The sequence below is a fragment of the Sphingomonas jejuensis genome, from assembly GCF_011927695.1.
GTDB lineage: Bacteria > Pseudomonadota > Alphaproteobacteria > Sphingomonadales > Sphingomonadaceae > Sphingomonas_K > Sphingomonas_K jejuensis.
In genome coordinates this window covers 599,817-619,994 of record NZ_JAATJE010000001.1, presented here as the reverse complement: position 1 = coordinate 619,994, position 20,178 = coordinate 599,817, and the positions used below count along the sequence as shown (strand labels likewise).

The following is a 20,178-nucleotide window of genomic DNA, read 5'->3' as shown; positions in this document are numbered from 1 at the left end:
CGGCAGGGCGGGCAGAGGATGGTGCGGGCGGTCGGGCTCGAACCGACACTCCTTGCGGAACCGGATTTTGAGTCCGGCGCGTCTACCAATTTCACCACGCCCGCGTCGCCACGCGCCTTGCCACAGCGCCTCGGCCGGCGTCCAGTCTCTAGCTGACCGGCGCACGCCTGCGATAGCTGAGTGCTTCGGCGACATGGATGCGGCCGACCCGGTCCGCGCCTGCGAGATCGGCGATCGTGCGCGCGACGCGCAGCGTGCGGGCATAGCCGCGCGCCGACATGCGCGTCGCCTCCGCCGCCTGGGCGAGCAGGCGGGTGCCGGGCTCGTCCGGCGCGGCCGCCGCCTCCGCCACCGCTCCCGGCGCATCGGCGTTGGTGCGGGCGCCCGCCTCGGCATAGCGCATGCGTTGACGGTCCCGCGCTTCGGCGACGCGCGCGCCGACCTCCGCCGATCCTTCGGTCGGCGGCGGCAGCACGAGGTCGGCTGTGAATCCGAAAACCATGTCGGACCGGATCATTCCCCGAGCCCCGAACATCGCACAAGCCAGTCGGAATAGCTGACAAGTCAGCGCGACCAGTTAGCAAGAGAGGAAAAGCACATGCGACCAGTTTCGCGTGGCGGGAGAGCCGTAACCTATTCTAAAGTCGGTCTTATGGTCCTTAAAGAGCACTTCCAGCAGCGCCCCATCGAGGCGACGTTCAGTTCGTTCCGAAGCATGGTCCCGCTGCGCACGCCTTCGGGACCGCAGCAGGTCGAATCGGAGCTGGAGGCCGAACTGCTGGAGCAGCTGGCCTTCGCGCCCGGCACCTACGACCTGCTCACGCAGCCGATCATCGAATACGCGACGAACGGCAGGGCGCGGCGATACACCCCCGACATCATCGTGCAGCTGCACGCGTCAGGGGACGACGCACCAAGCCGCTATGTCATTGAGGTGAAGCGCCAGGCCGACCTTATCGCCAACGCGGCGCAATACGCGCCCAAGTTCGAGGCCGGGCGCGTCGCCGCCGAGAACGTGGGGGCCGCCTTCCGCATCATGAGCGAGGATCGCATCCGCACGCCCTACCTCGCCAACGCGCGCCTGCTCCGACGCCACCTCGACGCCGACCCGGAGCTCGCGGCGTTCGACCACATTCGCCGGGAGCTTGGCGCGCATGGCGTCACCGTGGCGGAGGCGATCGCGCTGCTGCGCAGCCTGGGCATGGACGAGCCCGACATCCGCGCAGGCATCGAGCAGGCCGTGGCCTGGCGCATGCTGCTGTGCGACCTCTCCCGTCCGTTCGACGACGCGACCGTGGTCTGCGCCCGCGCGCCCGGCGACCTTCCCAGGCCCGACGACGATCCGATCATGATGTCATTGTGGGACGCAGATTCCGAGTGAACATTCAGGGAACATAATGTAAGCTAGGCGGACCAGTTAGCCGCCGAGGCCAAGATGAAGATCGGCACGAAGAAGGGTGACAAGGTCCGATACGGGGGCGCGCAGATGCGCGTCATCGGCGCGCGTGACCTCGACACGCTCGTCGTGGTAAGCGCCGAGGGCGAGTACTTCGACGCGTCGATCAAGGATCTCGAGGCGGAGGCGGTGGGACAGGTGCGTTCCGGCACCTCCGTCGACCCCAAGCGCGCCGCGAAGGTGCCAGCCTATGTCGAGGCGCTCGGACCGCTGCTCGGCAACGACCGCAACACCAAGGCCGCGGTGACCGAAGCCGCGAAGAAGCTCGGCATCTCCACCTCCGCCGCATACGACGCGATCAGGCGGTTCAGGGAGACGGGCACGACGGACCAGCTGCCGCCGCCGACACGGCCGGGCGGACGGGGCAAGTCGCGCATCAACCCCAAGGCGCAAAAGATCATCGAGGAGGTGCTGGAGGCGACCGTGCTGAAGCGCGGCGGGGCCAAACCCCGCAAGTTCTTCCGCGAGGTCAAGCGCCGGCTGGAGAAGGCAGGGCTGCAGGTCGCGCACGCGACCCTCGCCGACCGCCTGACGAAGATCCCGGAGCACCGCTGGACCAAGACGCGCAAGGGCTACAACGAGACCCGCAAGACGCACGACCCGATCAGGGATCACTATCCCGAGGTGCATCGCCCGTTGGAGGTCGTGCAGATCGACCACTGGAAGGCGGACATCGAGATCCTGTCCGACGACCGCCTGCAGGTCATCGGCCGCGTCTGGATCACGCTCGCCATCGACGTCTACTCGCGCATGGTGTTCGGCATGCACGTCGGCATCGACGCGCCAAGCACGACCACGTTCGCCATGGCCATGATCAACGGCATGACGCGCAAGGACGCGATCGCCGAGCGATACGGGCTCGAGTGGGACAACCCGATGTGCGGCAAGCCCGAGCGGCTCGAGGCCGACAACGCGCGCGAGTTCACCGGCGAGTCGGCGAACGCATCGGCGGCGCACTTCAACATTCGATTGAAGTGGCGGCCCCTGGGCCAACCCCAATACGGCGCACACATCGAGAGGCTCAACGGCAATCTGGCCGACCGCTTCAAGGACCTGCCGGGTGCCACAGGCGCTACATCGACCGAGCGAGGGGAGCTCCGCCCCGAGATGACGGCGGCGTTCACTCTGGAGGACGTCACCAAGCACGCATGGATGATCGTCGACGAATACCACAACGACGTCCACACTGGGATCGGCATGCCGCCGCTGGAGAAGTTCAGGGGCTACTACTTCGGCCCGAACGGGCAGAAGCACCGACTGCCGGACGTGTTCGTCGACAACCTCCAGTTCCGCATCCACTGGTTCCCGCTCGTGAAGCGCAGCATCCAGCGCTACGGCATCAGGATCGACCACCTCGACTACTACAGCGAGTCGCTGGAGTGGCTGGTCAGGAACCGCAAGAGCTACGGCCAGCTCGAGATCCGCCGCCACCCGTTCGACGTGCGCGTCATCTACGTCAAGCATCCGGACAGGAAGGCCGAGGACCCTGACGCGACGGACGGGGACGAGTGGATCCCGGTCCACGTCCGCCAGCTCAACTTCCCCGAAGCCAGCATCCACGAACTGCAGGCGGCACGGCGCGAGGCGCTGCGGCGCAAGCGCGAGCCCACGCCCGAACTGCTCAGCAAGATCATAGACGAGCAGCACCGCCACATCGAAGAGGCGGTCAAGAAGACCAAGAGTGCCCAGCGCGAGGCCGCACGGCAGCAGCACCACAGCAGGATCAGAAAGGAGGCGCCGGTGCCCGCCGCCCGGAGCGGAGCCGTGCCGAGGTTCGTGCAGCCGACCTCGACGCCAGCATCGACGCAATCCGACGAGCAGCCCGTGCGGAACGGGAAGACACAACAGGCACCCGCCGAGGGCAGCATCGCCGCCATCCTCGCGGGCATCAGCGACGACGACGTGGAGGCGATGTTCGAATGAGCGACACCTACGACAACCCGACGCTCCGGCCGGAAATGCAGGAGTTCCTCGACATCGAGGGCCGCGGGCGTCTCGGCGAGTGCTGGAACCGTGTCTGGGTGCCGACGCCCTCGACCAAGGAGGCGTTCATCGAGCTGCAGGACTGCATGAACGCCGCGCAGTCCACGAAGCCGCGAGGCCTCATCATCACGGGCGAGGCCGACACGGGCAAGAGCCGCACGATGCAGGCGTTCCGCGACCTCCACCAGCCGCGCATGGACCCGGAAAGCGAATACGCCGAGCACCGCGTCATCTACCTGACCGCGCCGGACAACCCCGATCCGGTCGTCGTGCTCAAGAAGATCCTCGCCGAGCTCGGACATCCGCTGCGCTACAACCCCTCGCCCGCCGACCTGCGCAGCCACGCCGTCACCATGCTCAAGGCCTGCCGCGTCGGAACCGTCATGATCGACGAGATCCACGACATCTCGCGCGACAGCCGCATGAACTCGAAGATCGTCAGCTTCCTCGTGTTCATGAAGAGCCTCATCAACGACACGGGGCGGCCGTTCGTCGTCGGCGGCACGCAGGTCGTCCTCGACATGATCGCGAGCGAGGACCAGATCGCCGGCAGGCTCAACACGGTGATCAAGCTGAAGCCGTTCACGCTGTCCGAGTTCGCGATGATCCTGCTGGCCTTCGAGCGCATGCTCCCGCTGCGCCGGCAGTCGCGGTTCCGCGAGAACGAGGGGCTGGTCCAGCTCGCGTACACGCTGACGCAGGGCTACATCGGCCGCCTCAACTACCTGCTGGAGGACGCCTGCAAGGTCGCCATCGACAGCGGCGAGGAGCGGATCACGTTGTCCACCATCGACCGCGTCAGAGACCGCAGCATCGTGTCGGTCGGTCGCCGGGTGGCCTGATGCCGGTCGAGACGCTCCTGCCGCGTCCGCGGCCGAAGCCTGCAATACAGCCGTGGCCGTTCCGGCCGCAGCCGCTGCCGGACGAACTGCTATCGTCCTACCTGTGCCGCCTCGCCGTCGGCATGGACCTGAAGCCCATCACCTTCCTCAACACGGTGTTCGGCTCGGCGAAGAACCTGCTGGCGCAGGACCTCGACAACTTCGCGCCACCCCGGATCGTCGAGCGGATCGCACTCGGCACGCTGCGGCCCGCCGAGGAGATCCACGCCTGCACGCTGCGGGCCTACGCCGGAACGCTGATCACCGCGCACAACCCGAAGGGCCGTAACCCCTGGCTGCTGCCGACGACGATCGACAACAACGTGCGCCTGAGGACCGGGCTGCAATACTGCCCCGCGTGCCTCGCCACCGACGCGAAGCCCTACTTCAGACGGCGATGGCGACTGGCATTCGTCACGTCCTGCACGACCCACGGCCAGCTGCTGCGCGACCGATGCCCGCAATGCGACGCGCCCGTCCATCAGCACGCCGCCGCATCTGCGATGCACTGCTTCAAGTGCGGCGGCGAGCTGTGCGAGCAGGCTGCGGCGGTCGCGCGGCACGACCACATCGCCTGGCAGAGCATGCTTGAGGCGGCGCTGGAGCGTGGCTGGGGGCCGCTCGGCGACGAGCATCTCCGCGCCCACGTCGCGTTCGCCATCGTGCGGCAGGTCGCTGCCCTGCTCGTCAACGGCCGCCACGCGCAAGCCCTTCGCCAAGTGGTTGCGAGGGACTGGGGCGGGGATCCCGCGCCCTACGAGAAGCCGACGGCGCGCCAGCCGTTCGAGTATCTCGACGTCGCCGACCGGCACCGCCTGTTCGACATGGTCGAACGGCTGATGAGGGGCTGGCCGCACCGGTTCGTCCACTCATGCCTGGAGGCGGGCATGCACCGCTCCCATGCCATCAAGGACATGCCGAACCCACCGTTCGCCTACGAGCGGGTCATGCGCGCCTACATGGACGCCACACCATACCAAGCCACGGAGCCCGAGGTCGCCGCCGCCGCGGCTTGGCTCCGCCGGACCAGGGGCAAGGCGACATACCGCGACCTGCGCGCGATCTGCGGCGAGAGCCGCGCCGCCATATACCGGCACATGGACTACGAACGGCGGCAGGCGGTTCCCTCGCGCTGGCGCACCGAGGCCATGGCGGCCCTAGAGAGCCAGGGCTGACGCGATACGCCGACGCATGAAGTCGGCATAGGCCGCGCGGTCGTCCCACAGGCCGAAGGGGCGCGCGACGCCCCTAACCACGAACTCCGGCGCGAAGCCGGGCTGGGCGACCTTCGGCGAGCGCCAGCTCCCGTCGACCGAGACGCAAGCCCTTCGGGCCGCATTGGCAAGGTCGCGGTCGCTCATGCCCCCTCTCTTCGGCAACAGCAGTCCCAGGCTGCGCTCGTCGCCTAGTGGCGAGCCTCGATCCACGACGACGAGCCGTCGTCCCCCCACTCGCACGATGGCAACCAGCGGCTCGCGCGTGAGATCGAGGCCCCCGTGCGGCGACCTACGGCCCGACGTGGTTGGCTGCGCGTCCAGCCGCCAGCCCCGTGATCGGCATGCCGTCTCAAGAGCGATCCAGGTGTCAGCCAGCGCCTTGAATGGTAGACGGGCCGCCACTTCGCCCGCTCTCGCCCTGCGCCTCAGGACCGCCGCGCCGACCTCCGGGTCGGCTCCAGGCTGGCGCCCGCCGGTGCCGAATGGCGCGGCGTCCCGGGGATCCTCTCCGATCAAAGCCCGGTCGCGCCGAACGCCTGCGCCGCAGGCGACGGAGACCACCTCGACATCCCTCGCGCTGACGAGATCGACCGATCCGGTCGGCACCTCCACCGACCGACGGCCGGTCGAGCCGGCGCGGCCGGTGGTCAGGACGACCAGACGGGCGTTGGCGGGCCTTGTCCTGCCGTCAGGCGGCGGAAGGTCCCGTCCGGCGCCTCGCTCGGAACCGGGGTGACGCACCTCGACGCGCTTGAATGGCAGTGGCGGAGCGATCGCCTCGATGCGCAACGCGACGAACCTCGGCTGGGCGTCGACCCTCGTTACCCATCGTCCGACCAATCGCATCCGAACAGGCACTCGCCACGGCCACACCAGATCAAGGTTGACGGCGCGACCGTCACGCGCCTCGTGGTCCACGCTCAGCTGCTGGAACGCCGCATCGTGCAGCGAGCGGATCGCCTTGTCCGCTATCACCGCGGCGGCGGCGACGGCCTCGTCGCGCGACAGGTCGCGCCCAGCCTCCAGCACGACCGTGCCGTCATCGCGCACCCGCGAGAGCTGGCGGCTGACCAGGCCGCGTTCGCCCGACACGGCGGGGTCGCGTATGCCGTCGAAGAGCTCCAGCAGGAACCCGCTGCTCACGCCGAACAGCGCGCGAAGCAGCGCCATGGGCGGCAGCAGGACCCAGTCGGGGTCATTCCACCTCCGCTCGCGCGGCGCATTCCCCTCCACGGCCAGCCGACGTAACAGGAAGCCCGGAACCGACGCGAAGCGCCGCGACGGGAACGGTCGACCCCGCGGCTGCGGGTGGAGCCCCACCCCGATCTCCTCCCTCCAGCCATTGCACTCGAAGCTGTCCTCGATGGCAAGCCCCGGCGCCCACCGCTTCCACTGGCCTCCCACCCAGCACGACCCCGGCGCCAGCAGGTCCAGCTGGCCGCAGCCGAGCCAGTGCGACGACACGTCATGGACCGGATCGAAGCCGGGCGCGTCCATGTCCGACGCGACGACCACCTCGACCTCCACCTCCTGCGCCTCGCCGCGCGGCTGGCGCACGCCGCCCAGGCCCACGATCTCGGTGGTTCCCGGCAGAGAGACGAAGCTGTCGATGAGGACGGGTCGATTCGGCACGCCGGAAGGTAGAGCGGGCGAAGTCGCAACGCGAGTCGTTCGAGGCCACGCGACGACGCTGACCATCGTGTACCAGCGTCGGGATCAGCGGGCCGACACGACCGGAACCTCGGCGATGCGGGTCGTCCACGCCGGCGACTTGGCCTCCGCCCGCATCCGCCACTCGCGGGCGAAGCCCTGTGCCGCAGGCACCGCGGTGAACCGTCCGAACCTGCCGTTCACCTCGTCGAGCGCGGTCATCAACCTCGCCCGGCGGTCCACGTCCCCCTCGAACAGCGTGCGCGGCCGCTGCTCCTCTGCGACCAGGTCGTCGAGCATGATGCCCGCCTTGGTGTATGCCGGCCCGTCCCGCCACGCCGCCTCCACCCCGCGCCGCGCGGCGGCGAGCAACTCGAGCGAGTCGGCCGTCATCGGATGCAGCGCAATGCGGCGGCTGCCGTGATGCTGCGGAAGATCCCGGCGATGGGGATTGGTGTGGAAGAAGACGGTGAGCTGTCCGGCCACCAGCCCGTGCGATCGCAGCTTCTCGCCCGCCCGCATCGCATATTGGGCCACGGCGCCCATCAGCGTCTCCAGGTCGGAAACCGGCGCGCCGAACGAGCGGGTCACCGCCATGCCCTTGCGCCGCGGCTCGACCACCTCGACGACGCTGGCGGCCACGCCCTGCAGCTCGGCCACCAGCCGCTCGAGCACCACCGTCCCGAGCCCGCGCGCCTGCTTCAGCTGCATGTCGCGGAGCTGACCGGCGGTCGTGACGCCAAGCGTCGCCAGCTTGGCCGCCGTGGCGCGGCCGACGCCCCACACGTCGGCGACGGGAAAGCGGTCGAGCACGAACGCGCGGATCGCGGGATCGCGCAGGTCGGCCACGCCGTCGAACAGCGGGTTCTTCTTCGCGGCCGCGTTGGCGACCTTGGCCAGCGTCTTGGTGGGACCTATCCCGACGCAGGTGGGGATCGTCGTCCATCGCCGCACCTGGTCGCGCATCCCGTTCGCGTGGACGGTCAGGTCGCGGTCGGCGAAGGGCGCCAGATCGAGGAAGCTCTCGTCGATCGAGTAGATCTCAACCTCGCTGGCGAACTCCTCGACCGCCGCGACGACGCGGCGCTGCATGTCGCCGTAGAGGGTGTAGTTGGACGAGCGCACGACGACGCCATGCTTGTCCAGACGGTCGCGGATGAGATGGATGGGATCGCCCATCCTCACACCAAGCGCCTTCGCCTCGTTCGACCTGGCGATCGCGCAGCCGTCGTTGTTGCTGGCCACCACGACCGGCACGCCGACGAGCTTGGGGTCGAACGCCCGCTCGCAGCTGACGTAGAAGTTGTTGCAGTCGATCAGGCCGATGGCGGTCACGCGCGGTAGCGTCGTGCCAGCGCCACGACCACGCCCCAGATCTCGACGTGCTCGTCGACGCGGATCGCGTCGTAACCCTCCGCCTCGGGCACCAGCCACAGGCGGTCCCCGCGGCGGCGCAGCCGCTTCATGGTCCTGTCGCCATGGACCAGCGCCACGACGATGTCGCCGGGTCGTGCCTGCACCGCGCGGCTGACGACGACGAGGTCGCCGTCGTTCACGCCCGCGTCCACCATCGAGTGCCCCGCCACCCGCATGACGTAGCTCGCCGCCGGATGGTCGATCAGCCATGCCGCCAGGTCGATCGGCTCCTCCATGTCGTCCTGCGCGGGCGACGGGAACCCCGCCGGCGTCGTGCACAGCAGCAGCCTCGCCTCGGCGGGCACCAGCTGGAACGGCACCTCGATGAGCCGGATCGCGTTCATGGCCGTCCCTGTGTCCTCCCGGTCGTCATGCAGCGGTTATAGGCTGGAGCCCCGGAACGAACAAAGCGGGAACTCGGACCCCGCGGACGGGAACGCGGCCAGGATGGACCACGACACCGGCGGCGCGCACCGCGCCTGTCGAGAAAAAAGCTCGCGCGGACGAAAGCGCTTGGTCCACCAGCCGCTTCTTCCTATAATGCGGAAACGATGAAGGGGTCGGACATTCTCAGGCAGGCGGGTGAGGCGCTCTACGGGGAGCGCTGGCAGACGCCGCTGTCCCGCGACCTGGGCGTGACCGACCGCACCATGCGGAACTGGGCGGCGGGTCGCCACGAGGTGCCCGGCGACGTGCCGGACAAGCTGCTGACGATCCTGCGGCAGCGGGGCGACAGCATGGCGCGGCTGGCCGCGAGGATAGAGGAACACGTGCGCGCGGAGGGCGGCCGCCCGACGGCGCAAGAGGAAAAGGCGAGAGAGGGACAATGAGCGCACCGACCATCTACGACCTCTGCGCCCCGCGCCCCGACGTGCTGTCGGGCGCGATGTCGGAGGGCGACTTCGCGGCGCGCCTCGGGCCGGTGGTCAACCGCACCGGCCATCCCGACTACGTCGACCCGATCCGCTTCTTCACCAACACCTATCCGACGGCCGGCCTCAAGGAGCTGCTCGACCAGGTGCTGCGCCGCCTGTCCGGCACGCCCGGTGCGGTCTCCTCGGTGTTCCGCCTCGACACCAGCTTCGGCGGCGGCAAGACGCACGGGCTCATCGCGCTAATCCACGCGGCACGCAGCGCAGCGTCGATCCCCAACCTGGCCGAGTTCACGTCGGTGACGATGCCGGGGACTGCGCGCGTCGCCGCCTTCGACGGCGAGGCGTCCGATCCGACCAACGGGCGCGCCATGGGCGACGGCGTGCTCGCCTACACGCCCTGGGGCGAGCTGGCCTACCAGCTGCGCGGCCGCGACGGCTACGAGCGCGTCCGCGCGTCCGACGTGGAGCGGAAGGCACCCGGCTCCGAGACGCTGTCCGAGCTGCTGGGCGACGAGCCGGCGCTGATCGTGCTGGACGAGATCGGCGAGTATCTGCGCAAGAGCCCAGGCGCCGGCGGCCGCGACCAGCTCGCCGCCTTCATCAAGGCGCTGTTCTCGGCCGTCGAGTCCTCGCCGCGCGCCGCCGTGGTGTTCACGCTCGCGGTGCGCGCCGACGGCAAGGCGACCGACGCCTTCGCCGCCGAGAACGAGGCCGTCGCGAAGCTGATCGCCGAGGCCGAGAGCGTGTCCGGCCGCAAGGCCACCATCCTCAACCCGACCGGTGACGACGAGACGGTGGCCGTGCTGCGCCGCCGCCTGTTCGAGACGATCCGGCCCGGTGCCGCCGACGAGGTCGCCGCCGCCTACGCAACGGTGCAGGCGGACAAGCGGGTCGAGAGCCGCGAGGGGGTGCGAGGATCCCGGTTGGCCGACACCTACCCGTTCCACCCCGACCTCATCGACACGCTGACCGACAAGACGGCGACGCTGGCCGACTTCCAGCGCGTGCGCGGCATGCTGCGCATCCTCGCCAAGACGGTGGCCGGCCTCTGGGCCCGGCGCGCTCCGGACGCGTTCGCCATCCACACGCACCACATCGACCTCGGCCAGGAGGACGTGCAGCGAGAGTTCACGACGCGTCTCGGCCAGTCTGCGTTCGTTCCCGCCATCAACAACGACGTCGCCGGTCCGGCCGGCAAGCCCGCGCTCGCCCAGGCAGTCGACGCGGACATGAACGCCGGGCTGCTTCCGTATGCCTCCTACGCCGCCCGGACGATCTTCGTGCACACGCTCGCGTTCAACAACGAGCTTCGCGGCATCACGCCTGCACAGCTGCGCTACTCGATCGCTTCGCCGGCCTCCGACCTCGACCTGCTCGACGCCAGCCTGGTGCGCTTCCAGACCGATAGCGCGTATCTCGACGATCGCCCCGGCGCTCCACTTCGCTTCAACGCAGAGGCCAACCTCACGCAGATCATCGCGCGCGAGGAGAAGGGCATCGACGCGGAGCGCATCCGGCTCGAACTCGACAGCCGGATCAAGGACATCTTCTCCGGCGACCGGCCGACCTTCGACCCGATCCTGTTCCCGGCCGGCGCGTTCGATGTGCCGGACGACGTCGGCGACGGCAAGCCGCGCCTGGTCGTGGTCAAGCACGAGACGCTTGAGGTCTCGTCGCAACTCGACGCAGTGCCCGAGTTCATCGCCCGCATGTACACGCGTAAGGGTGCCGAGGAGGACAAGATCCGACTCCTGCGCAACAACCTCGTCTTCCTGCTCGCCGACGAGCGCGCGGTGTCCCAGATGCGCGAGGCAATGAGCCGCCGCATTGCCCTCGCCGAGCTCAAACGCCCCGAGCGCCTGGTCGACCTGGCCGACCACCAGCAGCAGGAGATCCTGCGGCAGGAGCAGCGGTCGGAGCAGGCCGTCGCCGTCGCGATCCAGGGATGCTACCGCCACCTGCTCTACCCATCCAAGGCGGCGCTGGGCGACGGGTCGGTCAGCCTCGGCTACGCCTCGATAGACAACCCCTCGACCGCGGAGAAGCCCGGCGCCGGACAGGTGCAGGTCGTCCGGCAGCTTTCGGCGAGCAACAAGCTCAAGTCGCCGGAGGACGCACCCGACGCGCCCGCCTACATCCGCGACCGCACGCCGCTCAAGAGCAAGCGCCAGATGACCGCCGCTGCGCTGCGAGAGGAATTCCGGCGCGACCCGAGCCTACCCATCCAGATCGGCGACGACCCGTTCAAGAAGATCGTGCGCAAGGGGATCGAAGACGGCGTGTTCGTATACCGGCGCGAGGACCTCGTCGCTGGTCAGGGCGAGCCGATGCCCAGCATCGTCATCGATGAGTCCTCGGTCATCTTCACCGCCGACTACGCCAAGGAGCACGGCATCTGGCCGCGGCCGGCACCAACCACCGGCGGTGGCGTCGGGTCTGGCGGCATCGAGGGGGGAGGCACCAACTCGGCCGACGGCGGATCGCAGGGCGGCGAGACCACCGCCGGCGCGCACCAGACTGGAGCTGGCGGACCCGCGACAGGCGACCCCGGCGCGACGACACAACGCGGCGCGGCTGACGCAGGCGGGGCAAGCCCGGGCACAGTGTTCATGCACGAGGGCGTGTTGAAGGAGGCGCTCAACGTCGTCTTCCAGAAGGCGCGCAGCGCAAAGGCGGTCAGTCTTGCGTCGGTGACCATCTCGCCCTTCGACTACGCCGACGCCTTCAAGCTGCTGCCTGTGGCCGAGGGCGTGCCCGACGCCACCAAGCACGTCGAGATGGAGGGCGACCTCGCCACCGCGGCCGGCGGCGAGCTCAGCATCCGGGCCGAGGGCACGCTGACGGAGATGAAGGGGCTGCGCGAGTTCGTCGAGCCCCTGCTCCGGGCCGCGAGCGAGAAGCGGCTCGAGGTCGTCATCCGGCTCGACTTCGCCAGCGGCCTCGCGCTCGACGGCGATGCTCCCGAGCGCATTGTCGACCGTCTGACCCGCTTCGGCGCCGCCGCCGCCTTCGTCGAAGCCTCCGCCAAGGTGAATTCGTGATGCAGACCCGCAGGAAAGCCGAATACATGGCCCGTCCCACCATCCAGCCCTCCTACGAGGTCCGCGCACGTCGGGCCGGCAACGAGCTCCAGGTCGAGATCTGGCAGCTGCCCTCGCCGGCGAGCCCCCACGTCACGGTCCCCGTGCGGGTCGCCGGCCTCGCCGGACGCAACCTGGAGATCAACCAGATCCGGATCCTCAAGCGACTGCGCGACGCCGGCATCCGCCTAGACGTCATGCCGGTCGACGGCTTGCGCGCACCCATCGATGAGGCGGCGGCGCTGCGGATCGCGCTGATGTTCCGCGTGCTGGCTCCCATGCGCTCGCGCGCCGCCATGGTGCAGGTCGCCGAGGGTATCGAGGACATGGCGCGCGAAGAAGCCGCCTACTGGCTCGGCATGGCCGTCCATCGTAAGAACCCGCGCCGCGTCCTGACCGCGCTGCGCGTGCTGCTCACCACCACCCAGCGCTGATCGGGGAAGAACTGAACATGACGACCCGCCTAATCGAGCGCTTTTTGCCAATTGCCGCCATCGGAGAAGAAGGTGCCAGAGAGCGTCGGCTCCCGACCTCGCTGCCGCCGATCAACTTCCTGCACGTGTGGTGGGCGCGTCGGCCGCTCGTCGCCTCTCGCTCCGCTATTCTCGCGTCGCTCGCTCCCGCGACGACGGACCACGCCGAATTCCAGAAAGCGCTTGGCATAGCCGGCGACCCCGTCGCGACGCGAGCTGCCATCGAAGCCGCTAAGCGAACGGGTCGGGATCTTGGGAGTGACCCATACGGTTACCCGCGCGCGTTCAAGTATGATCCCGCTCGCGACGCAGCCAAGATCGTCCCTGACATCGCCGAGAAAGTCGTTTTAGACGCAACCGCGGGTGGTGGTTCCATACCGTTTGAAGCTCTTCGTCTGGGGACCACATCGCTCGCGAACGATCTTAACCCTGTCGCCGCCATTATCCTGAAGGCCACCACCGAGTATCCGTATCGCTTTGGCAAGCCGCTCCTAGAGCGATACAAGCAGTTGGCTGGGGAATTTAGCGGGCGGGTTGAGGCGGCTCTTCAGTATCTCTATCCGGAAGAAGACGAGGGCTGCCGAGTCGACGGGTATATTTGGACCCGAACCACCGAATGCCCGTATTGCGGAGGCGAGACCCCGCTTTCCCCGACTTGGGTGATCGCCCCCGGCCGCGGCATCAAGGTTGGACCGCACCTAGGCGCGGGACCCAACACACCGGGTCGGGTCTGCACCTATGATCTTGTGGCCGCATCGTCCGCCACTGAGCCGACTGTCGCCGGTGGCGACGGCGTATGCGTCTTCGAAGACTGCGGCCGAGCCATCTCGGGGACGGAAATCAAGACTCTCGCCAAATCGGGCAAGATGGGTGATCAGCTCGTCGCCGTCGCTTACAGACGTCGCGTTGATAAAGTGACCAAGAATGGATCGACCCGATCTGCTTGGGAGCGAAACTACCGTGCCGCTCGCGACAAAGACGACAACCGGCAAGAGGTTGATGGCCTACTCGCCGCCAAGCTCCCAGAATGGGAAGCATTCGACATTATTCCAAACGAGTCCTATCCGGAAATAAGCAACGATGACCGACCTCTAAACTATGGAATGCCACTTTGGCGCGATCAATTCTCTAATCGTCAACTGTTCGCTCATGGAACTTCGTCCGAGGTGTTCCGTGCCATGGTCGATGAGCACGACCGAGCAGGAACCCTCGACGATCTTACCAAGGCTGCATTTGTTTACATCGCGTTCTCCCTCGACAAGTTCAGAGACTACAATTCGAGAATGACGCGATGGCACTCCAAGCGTGAGGTGATCGTCAACACCTTCGATCGGCATGACTTCGCCTTTAAGTGGTCGTATGCCGAAATGGCTGCTTCTCACGTCGGACGTGGCCTTGAATGGGCACTCGCCGGGAGTAAAGACTCGTTGTCGAGCATTATCGATCTCATCAGTCCGGATGTCAGCCTGTTTTCCGACAATACGACAGGGCGGATAGCCATTTCAAATTCGAGCGGCTCGTCGCTGCCTCATATCGAAAATGGTTCGGTGGACGCCGTCATCATCGACCCACCCTACGGCGCCAACGTCATGTATGCCGAGCTGTCCGACTTCTTCTATGTCTGGCTGAAGCGCACCGCCGGCCTTGTCGTCCCAGAACTGTTTACTCGGCGCCTTGCTGACAAGGAAGCCGAAGCCGTCGCCAATGCGGCGCACTTCAAGGGCCAGAAGGGCGCGGCCAAGCTGGCCAATCGCGACTATCAGGACAAGATGGCCGGCATCTTCGCCGAGTGCCGCCGGGTCCTGAAGGACGACGGCATCATGACCGTCATGTTCACCCACAAGGACACGGGCGCGTGGGACGCGCTGGCCATGTCGCTGATGGACGCCGGCTTCGTCATCACCGCGTCTTGGCCGGTGAACACCGAGGCGTCCGGCTCACTCCACATCAAGGACAAGGCCGCCGCCAACTCCACTATCTTCCTCGTCTGCCGCCCCCGCCTGGAGCAAGGCGGCGAGGCGAGCTACTGGGAGGAGGTCGAGCCGCTCGTCGCCAAGGCGGTCCGCGAGCGCATCGACGAGTTCCAAGCGTCCGGCATCGCCGGCGTCGACCTGTACCTCGCCAGCTTCGGCCCGGCGCTGGAGGCGTTCTCGCGCCATTGGCCGCTGACGCGCGGCACTCCCGCGCCGCAGCCGCCGGCCAAGCGCGGATCGCAGGGCGACCTGCTGGAGGAGTTCGACCCATATGCCGTCCGCCCCGAGGACGCGCTCAACGCCGCGCGCCGGGAAGTGAAGGCGTGGCGCCTCGCCCAGCTCGCCGATCGTCGCGCCAGCCGCGACATGGATCCAGCCACCGCGTGGGTCGCGCTCGCCTGGGACGCGTTCCGTGCGCCGCAGTTCGCCTATGACGAGGGACTTCGCCTTGCACGTGCCGTCGGCCTCGACATGACGCAGGTGGTCGGGCGCCTGGCCGAGAAGAAGGGATCCGACCTCAAGCTGTGGGACAGCGCCACTCGCGTCGCCAAGGGCGCGCTCGGACCGGCGGATGGTTCGCGCGGCATGATCGACGCCCTCCACCATGCCGCCAACACCGCGCGCAAGCAGAGCGTGGAGGCGGCGCGCGACCAGCTAGAGGCCAACGGGTTGCTGAACGACGACGAATTTAAGGTTGCGCTGGAGGTGATGCTGGAGGTGCTGCCGCCGTCCAAGACATTCTCGGGCATCGACGCCGATGACGCCGTGAAGCCTGCCGCAGACGACTTCGACGCGCTCGAGAAGCTGCGCCGCATCGTCTACGGCGAGGAAATCGGCGCGCCGAAGCAGCTGTCGCTCTACGAGCAGCTCGACGCCGCGTGATGGCAAGCAGGTCGGCAGACGACTTCGCGCACGAGCGCGGAACGCTCGACGCGGCTTACGCGCAGAACGAGACCGGACGAGACTCGTTCGTCGCGCTGGCGCACACCGCCCTCTTCGCGTCCTCGGTCGCGTTCGTCGGCGATGTCACTCCGCTCAAGGATGCGGTCTGGCGGCCGGCCCTGATCCTCGGCTGGATCGCCAGCGTGCTCGGGTTGCTCGCCCTCACGTTCAGCTTCGGGGCCGCCCGTCGCGCGATTGACGCGCGTCGGCGCGCCCTCAACGACGACGACCCTCCCTCATCACCAGTGCTGGACATCCTTAACGCCATTTCCCTCTGGTCCTTCCCGGTCAGTCTTCTATGTTTGTTCTCCTTCGTCACAGCGAACGTGGTGTCCGCCGATGAGCCGTCGTCCAAGCCCCCCGCCTCCGCCCAGCCCACCATCCCGGCCGTCGCGCCTCAACGAGGGTGTCAACCCCCCGCCGCGAGCGCCAACACGTGCGCCTGCCCCACCCCCGCCGCCGCCCAGCCCACCCCGTCCGTCGACCGGCACGCGGGGGACGTCGCCTCCACCACGCGCGCCGAGCCACATCGCCCCGGGCGGGCGCGTCCAGGGGGGCGTCACGCCGGCACCGCGCGCCCCGACTCAGACGCTGCCACCACCACCTCCTCCGCCCCCGCCGGCGAAGAAGTGACGGGCGGCAGGCCCCGGGAAGACAGATGCTTCTGAGCGACCGCATCTGGAAGCGAAAATACACGCGCGAGGACGGCGACCTCGTGCGCAAATTCTACGTGCCAGCGCTCTCCACCGCCAAGCGCTACGACCGCATCACGGGTTACTTCAACGCCGAGGGCCTCGCCCTCGCCTCGGCCGGCATCGAACACCTCGCTCTGAACGAGGGCACGATGCGGTTGATCGTCGGCTGCACGCTCGACGACGCCGAGGTGAAGGCCGTCGAGGAAGGCCTGTCGATGGGGGAGATGCTCTCCGACAAGCTCGGGCAGGCCCTGCCCGCCGCTAAGGAGGGAGACGAGCGCCAGGCGCTCGAGCTGCTCGCCTGGCTCGTCTGCCACCGCCTGCTCGACATAAAGGTCGCCGTCCGATGCCGGCCCGGCACCCGCATTCCAGTGGGTGGCACGACGATCTTCCACGAGAAGTGCGGCATCGTCGAGGACAAGACCGGCGACCGGCTGGCCTTCACCGGGTCGCTCAACGAGACATACCAGGGTTGGCGGCTCAACGGCGAGACGATCAGCGTGTTCACTTCCTGGGGACCCGCGGCGGAATACGTCGACGACGAGGACGCCGCCTTCGACCGATATTGGCAGGACGAGGCGGACAGCGTCATCGTGGTGGACGTGCCCACGGCCGTTCGCGACGAGCTGCTCAAGTTCCTGCCGCCCGACGACGAGGCACCGCGGCGGCTCAAGCGCGCCGCGAAGGAGCAGGAGGACCAACCCACGGCGGAGGAGCCGAACGTCGAGATCGAGGAGCCGACGCCGGTCGAGGACGTCAGCCCGGCCGAGCGTCGTGCCGAGGTCTGGGACAGCATCGCCAACGCCGCCACGAATCCTGATGGCGGGATCTGGGTCGGCGAGGCGACCAGCCCCGTCGAAGCCTGGCCGCACCAGCGGAAGGCGTTCCTGCGCATGTACGGCGACGCGCCCGACCACGCACCGAGGCTGCTGGTCGCCGACGAGGTCGGCCTCGGCAAGACCATCCAGGCCGGCCTCCTCATCCGCCAGTCGTGGCTGGCCGGCCGCATGCGCCGGGCGATCATCCTCGCCCCCGCCAACGTCTGCCCGCAGTGGCAGGCGGAGCTGCGCGAGAAGTTCGCGCTAAACTGGCCCCTCTACGACGGCCAGTGCATGCACCGTTACGACCCGGCGACGCAGACCACCGTTGCGACGCCGGTAAGCCGGACAGCCTGGTCGCGCGAGCCCTTCGTCATCATGTCGAGCCATCTGGCCCGCCGGCGCGACCGTCGGCCCGAGCTGCTCACCGCCGACGAATACGATCTCGTCGTCGTCGACGAGGCTCATCATGCGCGGGTGTCGCGGACGGGAAGGAAGTCCGAGCCCAACATGCTGATGCGGCTGCTGCGCGATCTACGCGCCCGCACCCGCGGCCTCGTCCTGCTCACGGCTACGCCGCTGCAGACCAACGCGCTGGAGCTCTACGACCTGCTGGCCCTCCTTGGCCTCCCCGACGAATGGACGCCCGACGAGTTCGAGCGCTACTTTCAGGCGCTTCGCGAGCCGCTCGTGCCTGCATCTGCGTTCGAGGCCTGCGCCCGGCTGTTCCAGGCGACAGAGCGGGAATACGGTTCGATCGCCGAGCATCGCGCCGCCGCGATGGGCGCCGGCGGCCGAAACCCGCCGCTCTCACGCGTGGCCGTGCGGACGGTGCTCGCCGCGCTCCGGGGCGAGTCCTCGATCAAGCGGCGGCGACTCGGTCCCACCGAGCGTCAGGCCGCCGTCCGCATCATGCTCGGCCACACGCCGATCAGCGCCCTCGTCTCGCGCCACACCCGGGCACTGCTCCGCCGCTATCGCGCCGAGGGCAAGCTGGACGCGCGGATCGCGACCCGCGTCGTCGCCGACCGCTTCATCGACATGAGCCCAGCCGAGCGCGAGCTCTACGAGGCCACCGAGAAGCTGATCACCGACGCCTACGCCACCGCCGACGAGAAAACGCGCGCCGCGGTCGGCTTCGTCCTCACCATCTACCGCAAGCGACTGTCGTCCAGCTTCACCGCGCTGGCCTGCTCGCTGCGGGGCCGGCTGGAGCGGGCGAAGGACAGCGACGACGACCTCGTCGGGCTGGAGGACGAGGGTCAGGAGGTCGACGCGGACGAGGCCGCGGAGCACGACCGGGAGGCGCGCCAGCTGCTCGAGGCCGACGCCATCCAATCGCTCCTCGACCGGATCGCGCAGCTGCCACCCGACAGCAAGGCGCTCGCCCTAGCGCGCGAGCTGAAGACGCTTGAGGCGGACGGCTACCAGCAGACCATGGTGTTCACCGGCTACACCGACACGATGGATGCGCTGCGCGACTGGCTCGCCCGCGAGACGGGGCGCGAGATCATCTGCTTCTCCGGCCGAGGCGGCGAAGTCCGCGGCGTGGACGGCCGATGGCGGCCGGTGTCACGGGCGGACATCAAGCGTCGGTTCCGGGCCGGCCAGGGCGACGTCCTGCTCTGCACCGACGCGGCCGCCGAGGGGCTGAACTTCCAGTTCTGCGGGTCGCTCATCAACTACGACATGCCCTGGAACCCGATGCGGGTGGAGCAGCGCATCGGGCGCGTCGACCGCCTCGGCCAGAGGTTCGACGACATCCGCATCGTCAACCTGCACTACGCCGACACCATCGAGACGCAGGTCTACCAGGCGCTGTCGTCCCGCATCCGGCTCTTCGAGACGCTGGTCGGCGGCCTGCAGCCGATCCTCTCGTCGGTGAGCAAGCGCATCGCCGAACTGGCCCTGTCGGGCGCGCACGTCGACATCGACGCCATGGTCGCCGGGCAGGTCAACCAGCCGCCGCCAGCCGTCGACCTGGACGACGCGGACGCCGCCCTGGACGAGATGCCGACGCTCGGCCGCGCGGCGCTCGACCTCGCGGATCTGGTGCGCGTCATCGGTGACGCCGACCTGCTGCCGCCCGGATACCAGGCGGCGACCCTCAGCCCGAAGGAGTGGACGGTGTCGACCGACACGCTGACCAAGCCGGTGCGCGTCACCCTGGACCGGGACTTCTACGGCAAGAACTTCGATTCGGCCGAGTTCTGGACGCCGGGCTCGCCCGCGTTCCCCGGCGGTGCGCCAGCCTCGGGCGCCCTGCCGTCGAGGGCGGCGGCGTGAGGGCCGGGCCGCCCCGTCACGACCTGGCGGCCGCGCCGCACATGCCGATCGACGGCGGCAAGGACGCCGACGACGCCGCGCTCGCCGAGCTGTTCGACTATGCGGGGATGCGCGCCGAGGAGGCGGTCCACGCCTGGCGCGAGGAACGGCGCAGGCTCAACCTGGGCCTCGACGCCTATGGCGGCGCATGCGTCATCATGACGGTCGACGACCGCAGGCTGCTCAACGCGCTCAAGCGCATCGGCGCCGTCGAGAAGGGCACCTACTCCGGCACCTGGGACGTGAAGCGCACCTGGGCCCACCACGGACAGGAATGCGGCGTGGACTGCACGATGGCCGAGGTGGTCTGCGACATCCTCAACGCGAGCCTGGGCGATCGCGCACGTGCCCACGTCCACAGCTGGTGGTCATGACCAATCCGGCCTTCGCGTCC

The 20,178-nt window shown here is 68.5% G+C and carries 14 protein-coding genes, 1 tRNA gene and 1 pseudogene; 11 read left to right on the top strand and 5 right to left on the bottom strand.

Annotated features, from left to right (window positions below; genetic code table 11):
* Window positions 1-19: 19 nt before the first annotated feature.
* Window positions 20-104 (bottom strand) — tRNA-Leu (locus GGR88_RS03115).
* A 44-nt stretch (window positions 105-148) separates the two neighbouring features.
* Window positions 149-484: pseudogene (locus GGR88_RS03110) on the bottom strand (magnesium chelatase subunit ChlI family protein); the annotation flags it as partial.
* Window positions 485-715: 231 nt separating this feature from the next.
* Between GGR88_RS03110 and GGR88_RS03105 the strand changes: the two are divergent.
* The 4 genes from GGR88_RS03105 to GGR88_RS03090 are packed head-to-tail and all read left to right on the top strand — an operon-like array spanning window position 716 to window position 5,495.
* Window positions 716-1,381 carry a TnsA endonuclease N-terminal domain-containing protein gene (locus GGR88_RS03105; protein WP_167952901.1) on the top strand — a complete coding sequence of 222 codons (666 nt, stop codon included), beginning with the start codon at window positions 716-718 and terminating at the stop codon, window positions 1,379-1,381.
* A gap of 54 nt (window positions 1,382-1,435) precedes the next feature.
* Window positions 1,436-3,379: a Mu transposase C-terminal domain-containing protein gene (locus GGR88_RS03100; RefSeq protein WP_167952899.1), complete on the top strand. Its 1,944-nt coding sequence runs from the start codon at window positions 1,436-1,438 to the stop codon at window positions 3,377-3,379.
* Window positions 3,376-4,281, top strand: a complete 906-nt coding sequence (locus tag GGR88_RS03095) for a TniB family NTP-binding protein (RefSeq protein ID WP_167952897.1) — start codon at window positions 3,376-3,378, stop codon at window positions 4,279-4,281. Before GGR88_RS03100 ends, GGR88_RS03095 begins: the two co-directional genes overlap by 4 nt.
* Window positions 4,281-5,495 (top strand): TniQ family protein, encoded by a 1,215-nt coding sequence (locus GGR88_RS03090; protein ID WP_167952895.1) that lies wholly within the window; start codon window positions 4,281-4,283, stop codon window positions 5,493-5,495. The genes GGR88_RS03095 and GGR88_RS03090 overlap by 1 nt, the downstream gene beginning before the upstream one ends.
* Here the strand turns inward: GGR88_RS03090 and GGR88_RS03085 are convergent.
* From GGR88_RS03085 to GGR88_RS03075, 3 genes are all read right to left on the bottom strand, one after another.
* Window positions 5,478-7,169, bottom strand: a complete 1,692-nt coding sequence (locus GGR88_RS03085) for a hypothetical protein (protein ID WP_167952893.1) — start codon at window positions 7,167-7,169, stop codon at window positions 5,478-5,480. The two genes, GGR88_RS03090 and GGR88_RS03085, sit on opposite strands and share 18 nt — an antisense overlap.
* A gap of 84 nt (window positions 7,170-7,253) precedes the next feature.
* Window positions 7,254-8,522: a Y-family DNA polymerase gene (locus GGR88_RS03080; RefSeq protein ID WP_167952891.1), complete on the bottom strand. Its 1,269-nt coding sequence runs from the start codon at window positions 8,520-8,522 to the stop codon at window positions 7,254-7,256.
* Window positions 8,519-8,947, bottom strand: a complete 429-nt coding sequence (locus tag GGR88_RS03075; RefSeq protein WP_167952889.1) for a LexA family protein — start codon at window positions 8,945-8,947, stop codon at window positions 8,519-8,521. Before GGR88_RS03075 ends, GGR88_RS03080 begins: the two co-directional genes overlap by 4 nt.
* 207 nt (window positions 8,948-9,154) lie before the next feature.
* Between GGR88_RS03075 and GGR88_RS03070 the strand changes: the two genes are divergently transcribed.
* Genes GGR88_RS03070 through GGR88_RS03040 form a run of 7 tightly spaced genes read left to right on the top strand, consistent with a single transcriptional unit; the run spans window position 9,155 to window position 20,158 of the window.
* On the top strand, window positions 9,155-9,433 hold the full coding sequence (locus GGR88_RS03070; RefSeq protein ID WP_167952887.1) for a hypothetical protein: 279 nt from the start codon (window positions 9,155-9,157) through the stop codon (window positions 9,431-9,433).
* Window positions 9,430-12,519, top strand: a complete 3,090-nt coding sequence (locus GGR88_RS03065) for an ATP-binding protein (RefSeq protein ID WP_167952885.1) — start codon at window positions 9,430-9,432, stop codon at window positions 12,517-12,519. Before GGR88_RS03070 ends, GGR88_RS03065 begins: the two co-directional genes overlap by 4 nt.
* The gene (locus tag GGR88_RS03060) at window positions 12,519-12,992 is read left to right on the top strand and encodes a DUF7680 family protein (protein ID WP_167952883.1); all 474 of its coding nucleotides are present in this window, start codon (window positions 12,519-12,521) and stop codon (window positions 12,990-12,992) included. The genes GGR88_RS03065 and GGR88_RS03060 overlap by 1 nt, the downstream gene beginning before the upstream one ends.
* A 17-nt stretch (window positions 12,993-13,009) precedes the next feature.
* Entirely contained in the window at window positions 13,010-15,886 is a 2,877-nt protein-coding gene (locus GGR88_RS03055; RefSeq protein WP_167952881.1) for a DUF1156 domain-containing protein, read from the top strand.
* Complete coding sequence (locus tag GGR88_RS15470; RefSeq protein ID WP_167952879.1) at window positions 15,886-16,614, top strand: hypothetical protein; 729 nt, start codon at window positions 15,886-15,888, stop codon at window positions 16,612-16,614. Before GGR88_RS03055 ends, GGR88_RS15470 begins: the two co-directional genes overlap by 1 nt.
* Window positions 16,605-19,745, top strand: a complete 3,141-nt coding sequence (locus GGR88_RS03045) for a DEAD/DEAH box helicase (protein ID WP_167952877.1) — start codon at window positions 16,605-16,607, stop codon at window positions 19,743-19,745. The genes GGR88_RS15470 and GGR88_RS03045 overlap by 10 nt, the downstream gene beginning before the upstream one ends.
* Window positions 19,742-20,158 (top strand): hypothetical protein, encoded by a 417-nt coding sequence (locus GGR88_RS03040; RefSeq protein WP_167952875.1) that lies wholly within the window; start codon window positions 19,742-19,744, stop codon window positions 20,156-20,158. The genes GGR88_RS03045 and GGR88_RS03040 overlap by 4 nt, the downstream gene beginning before the upstream one ends.
* Window positions 20,159-20,178 lie beyond the last annotated feature (20 nt).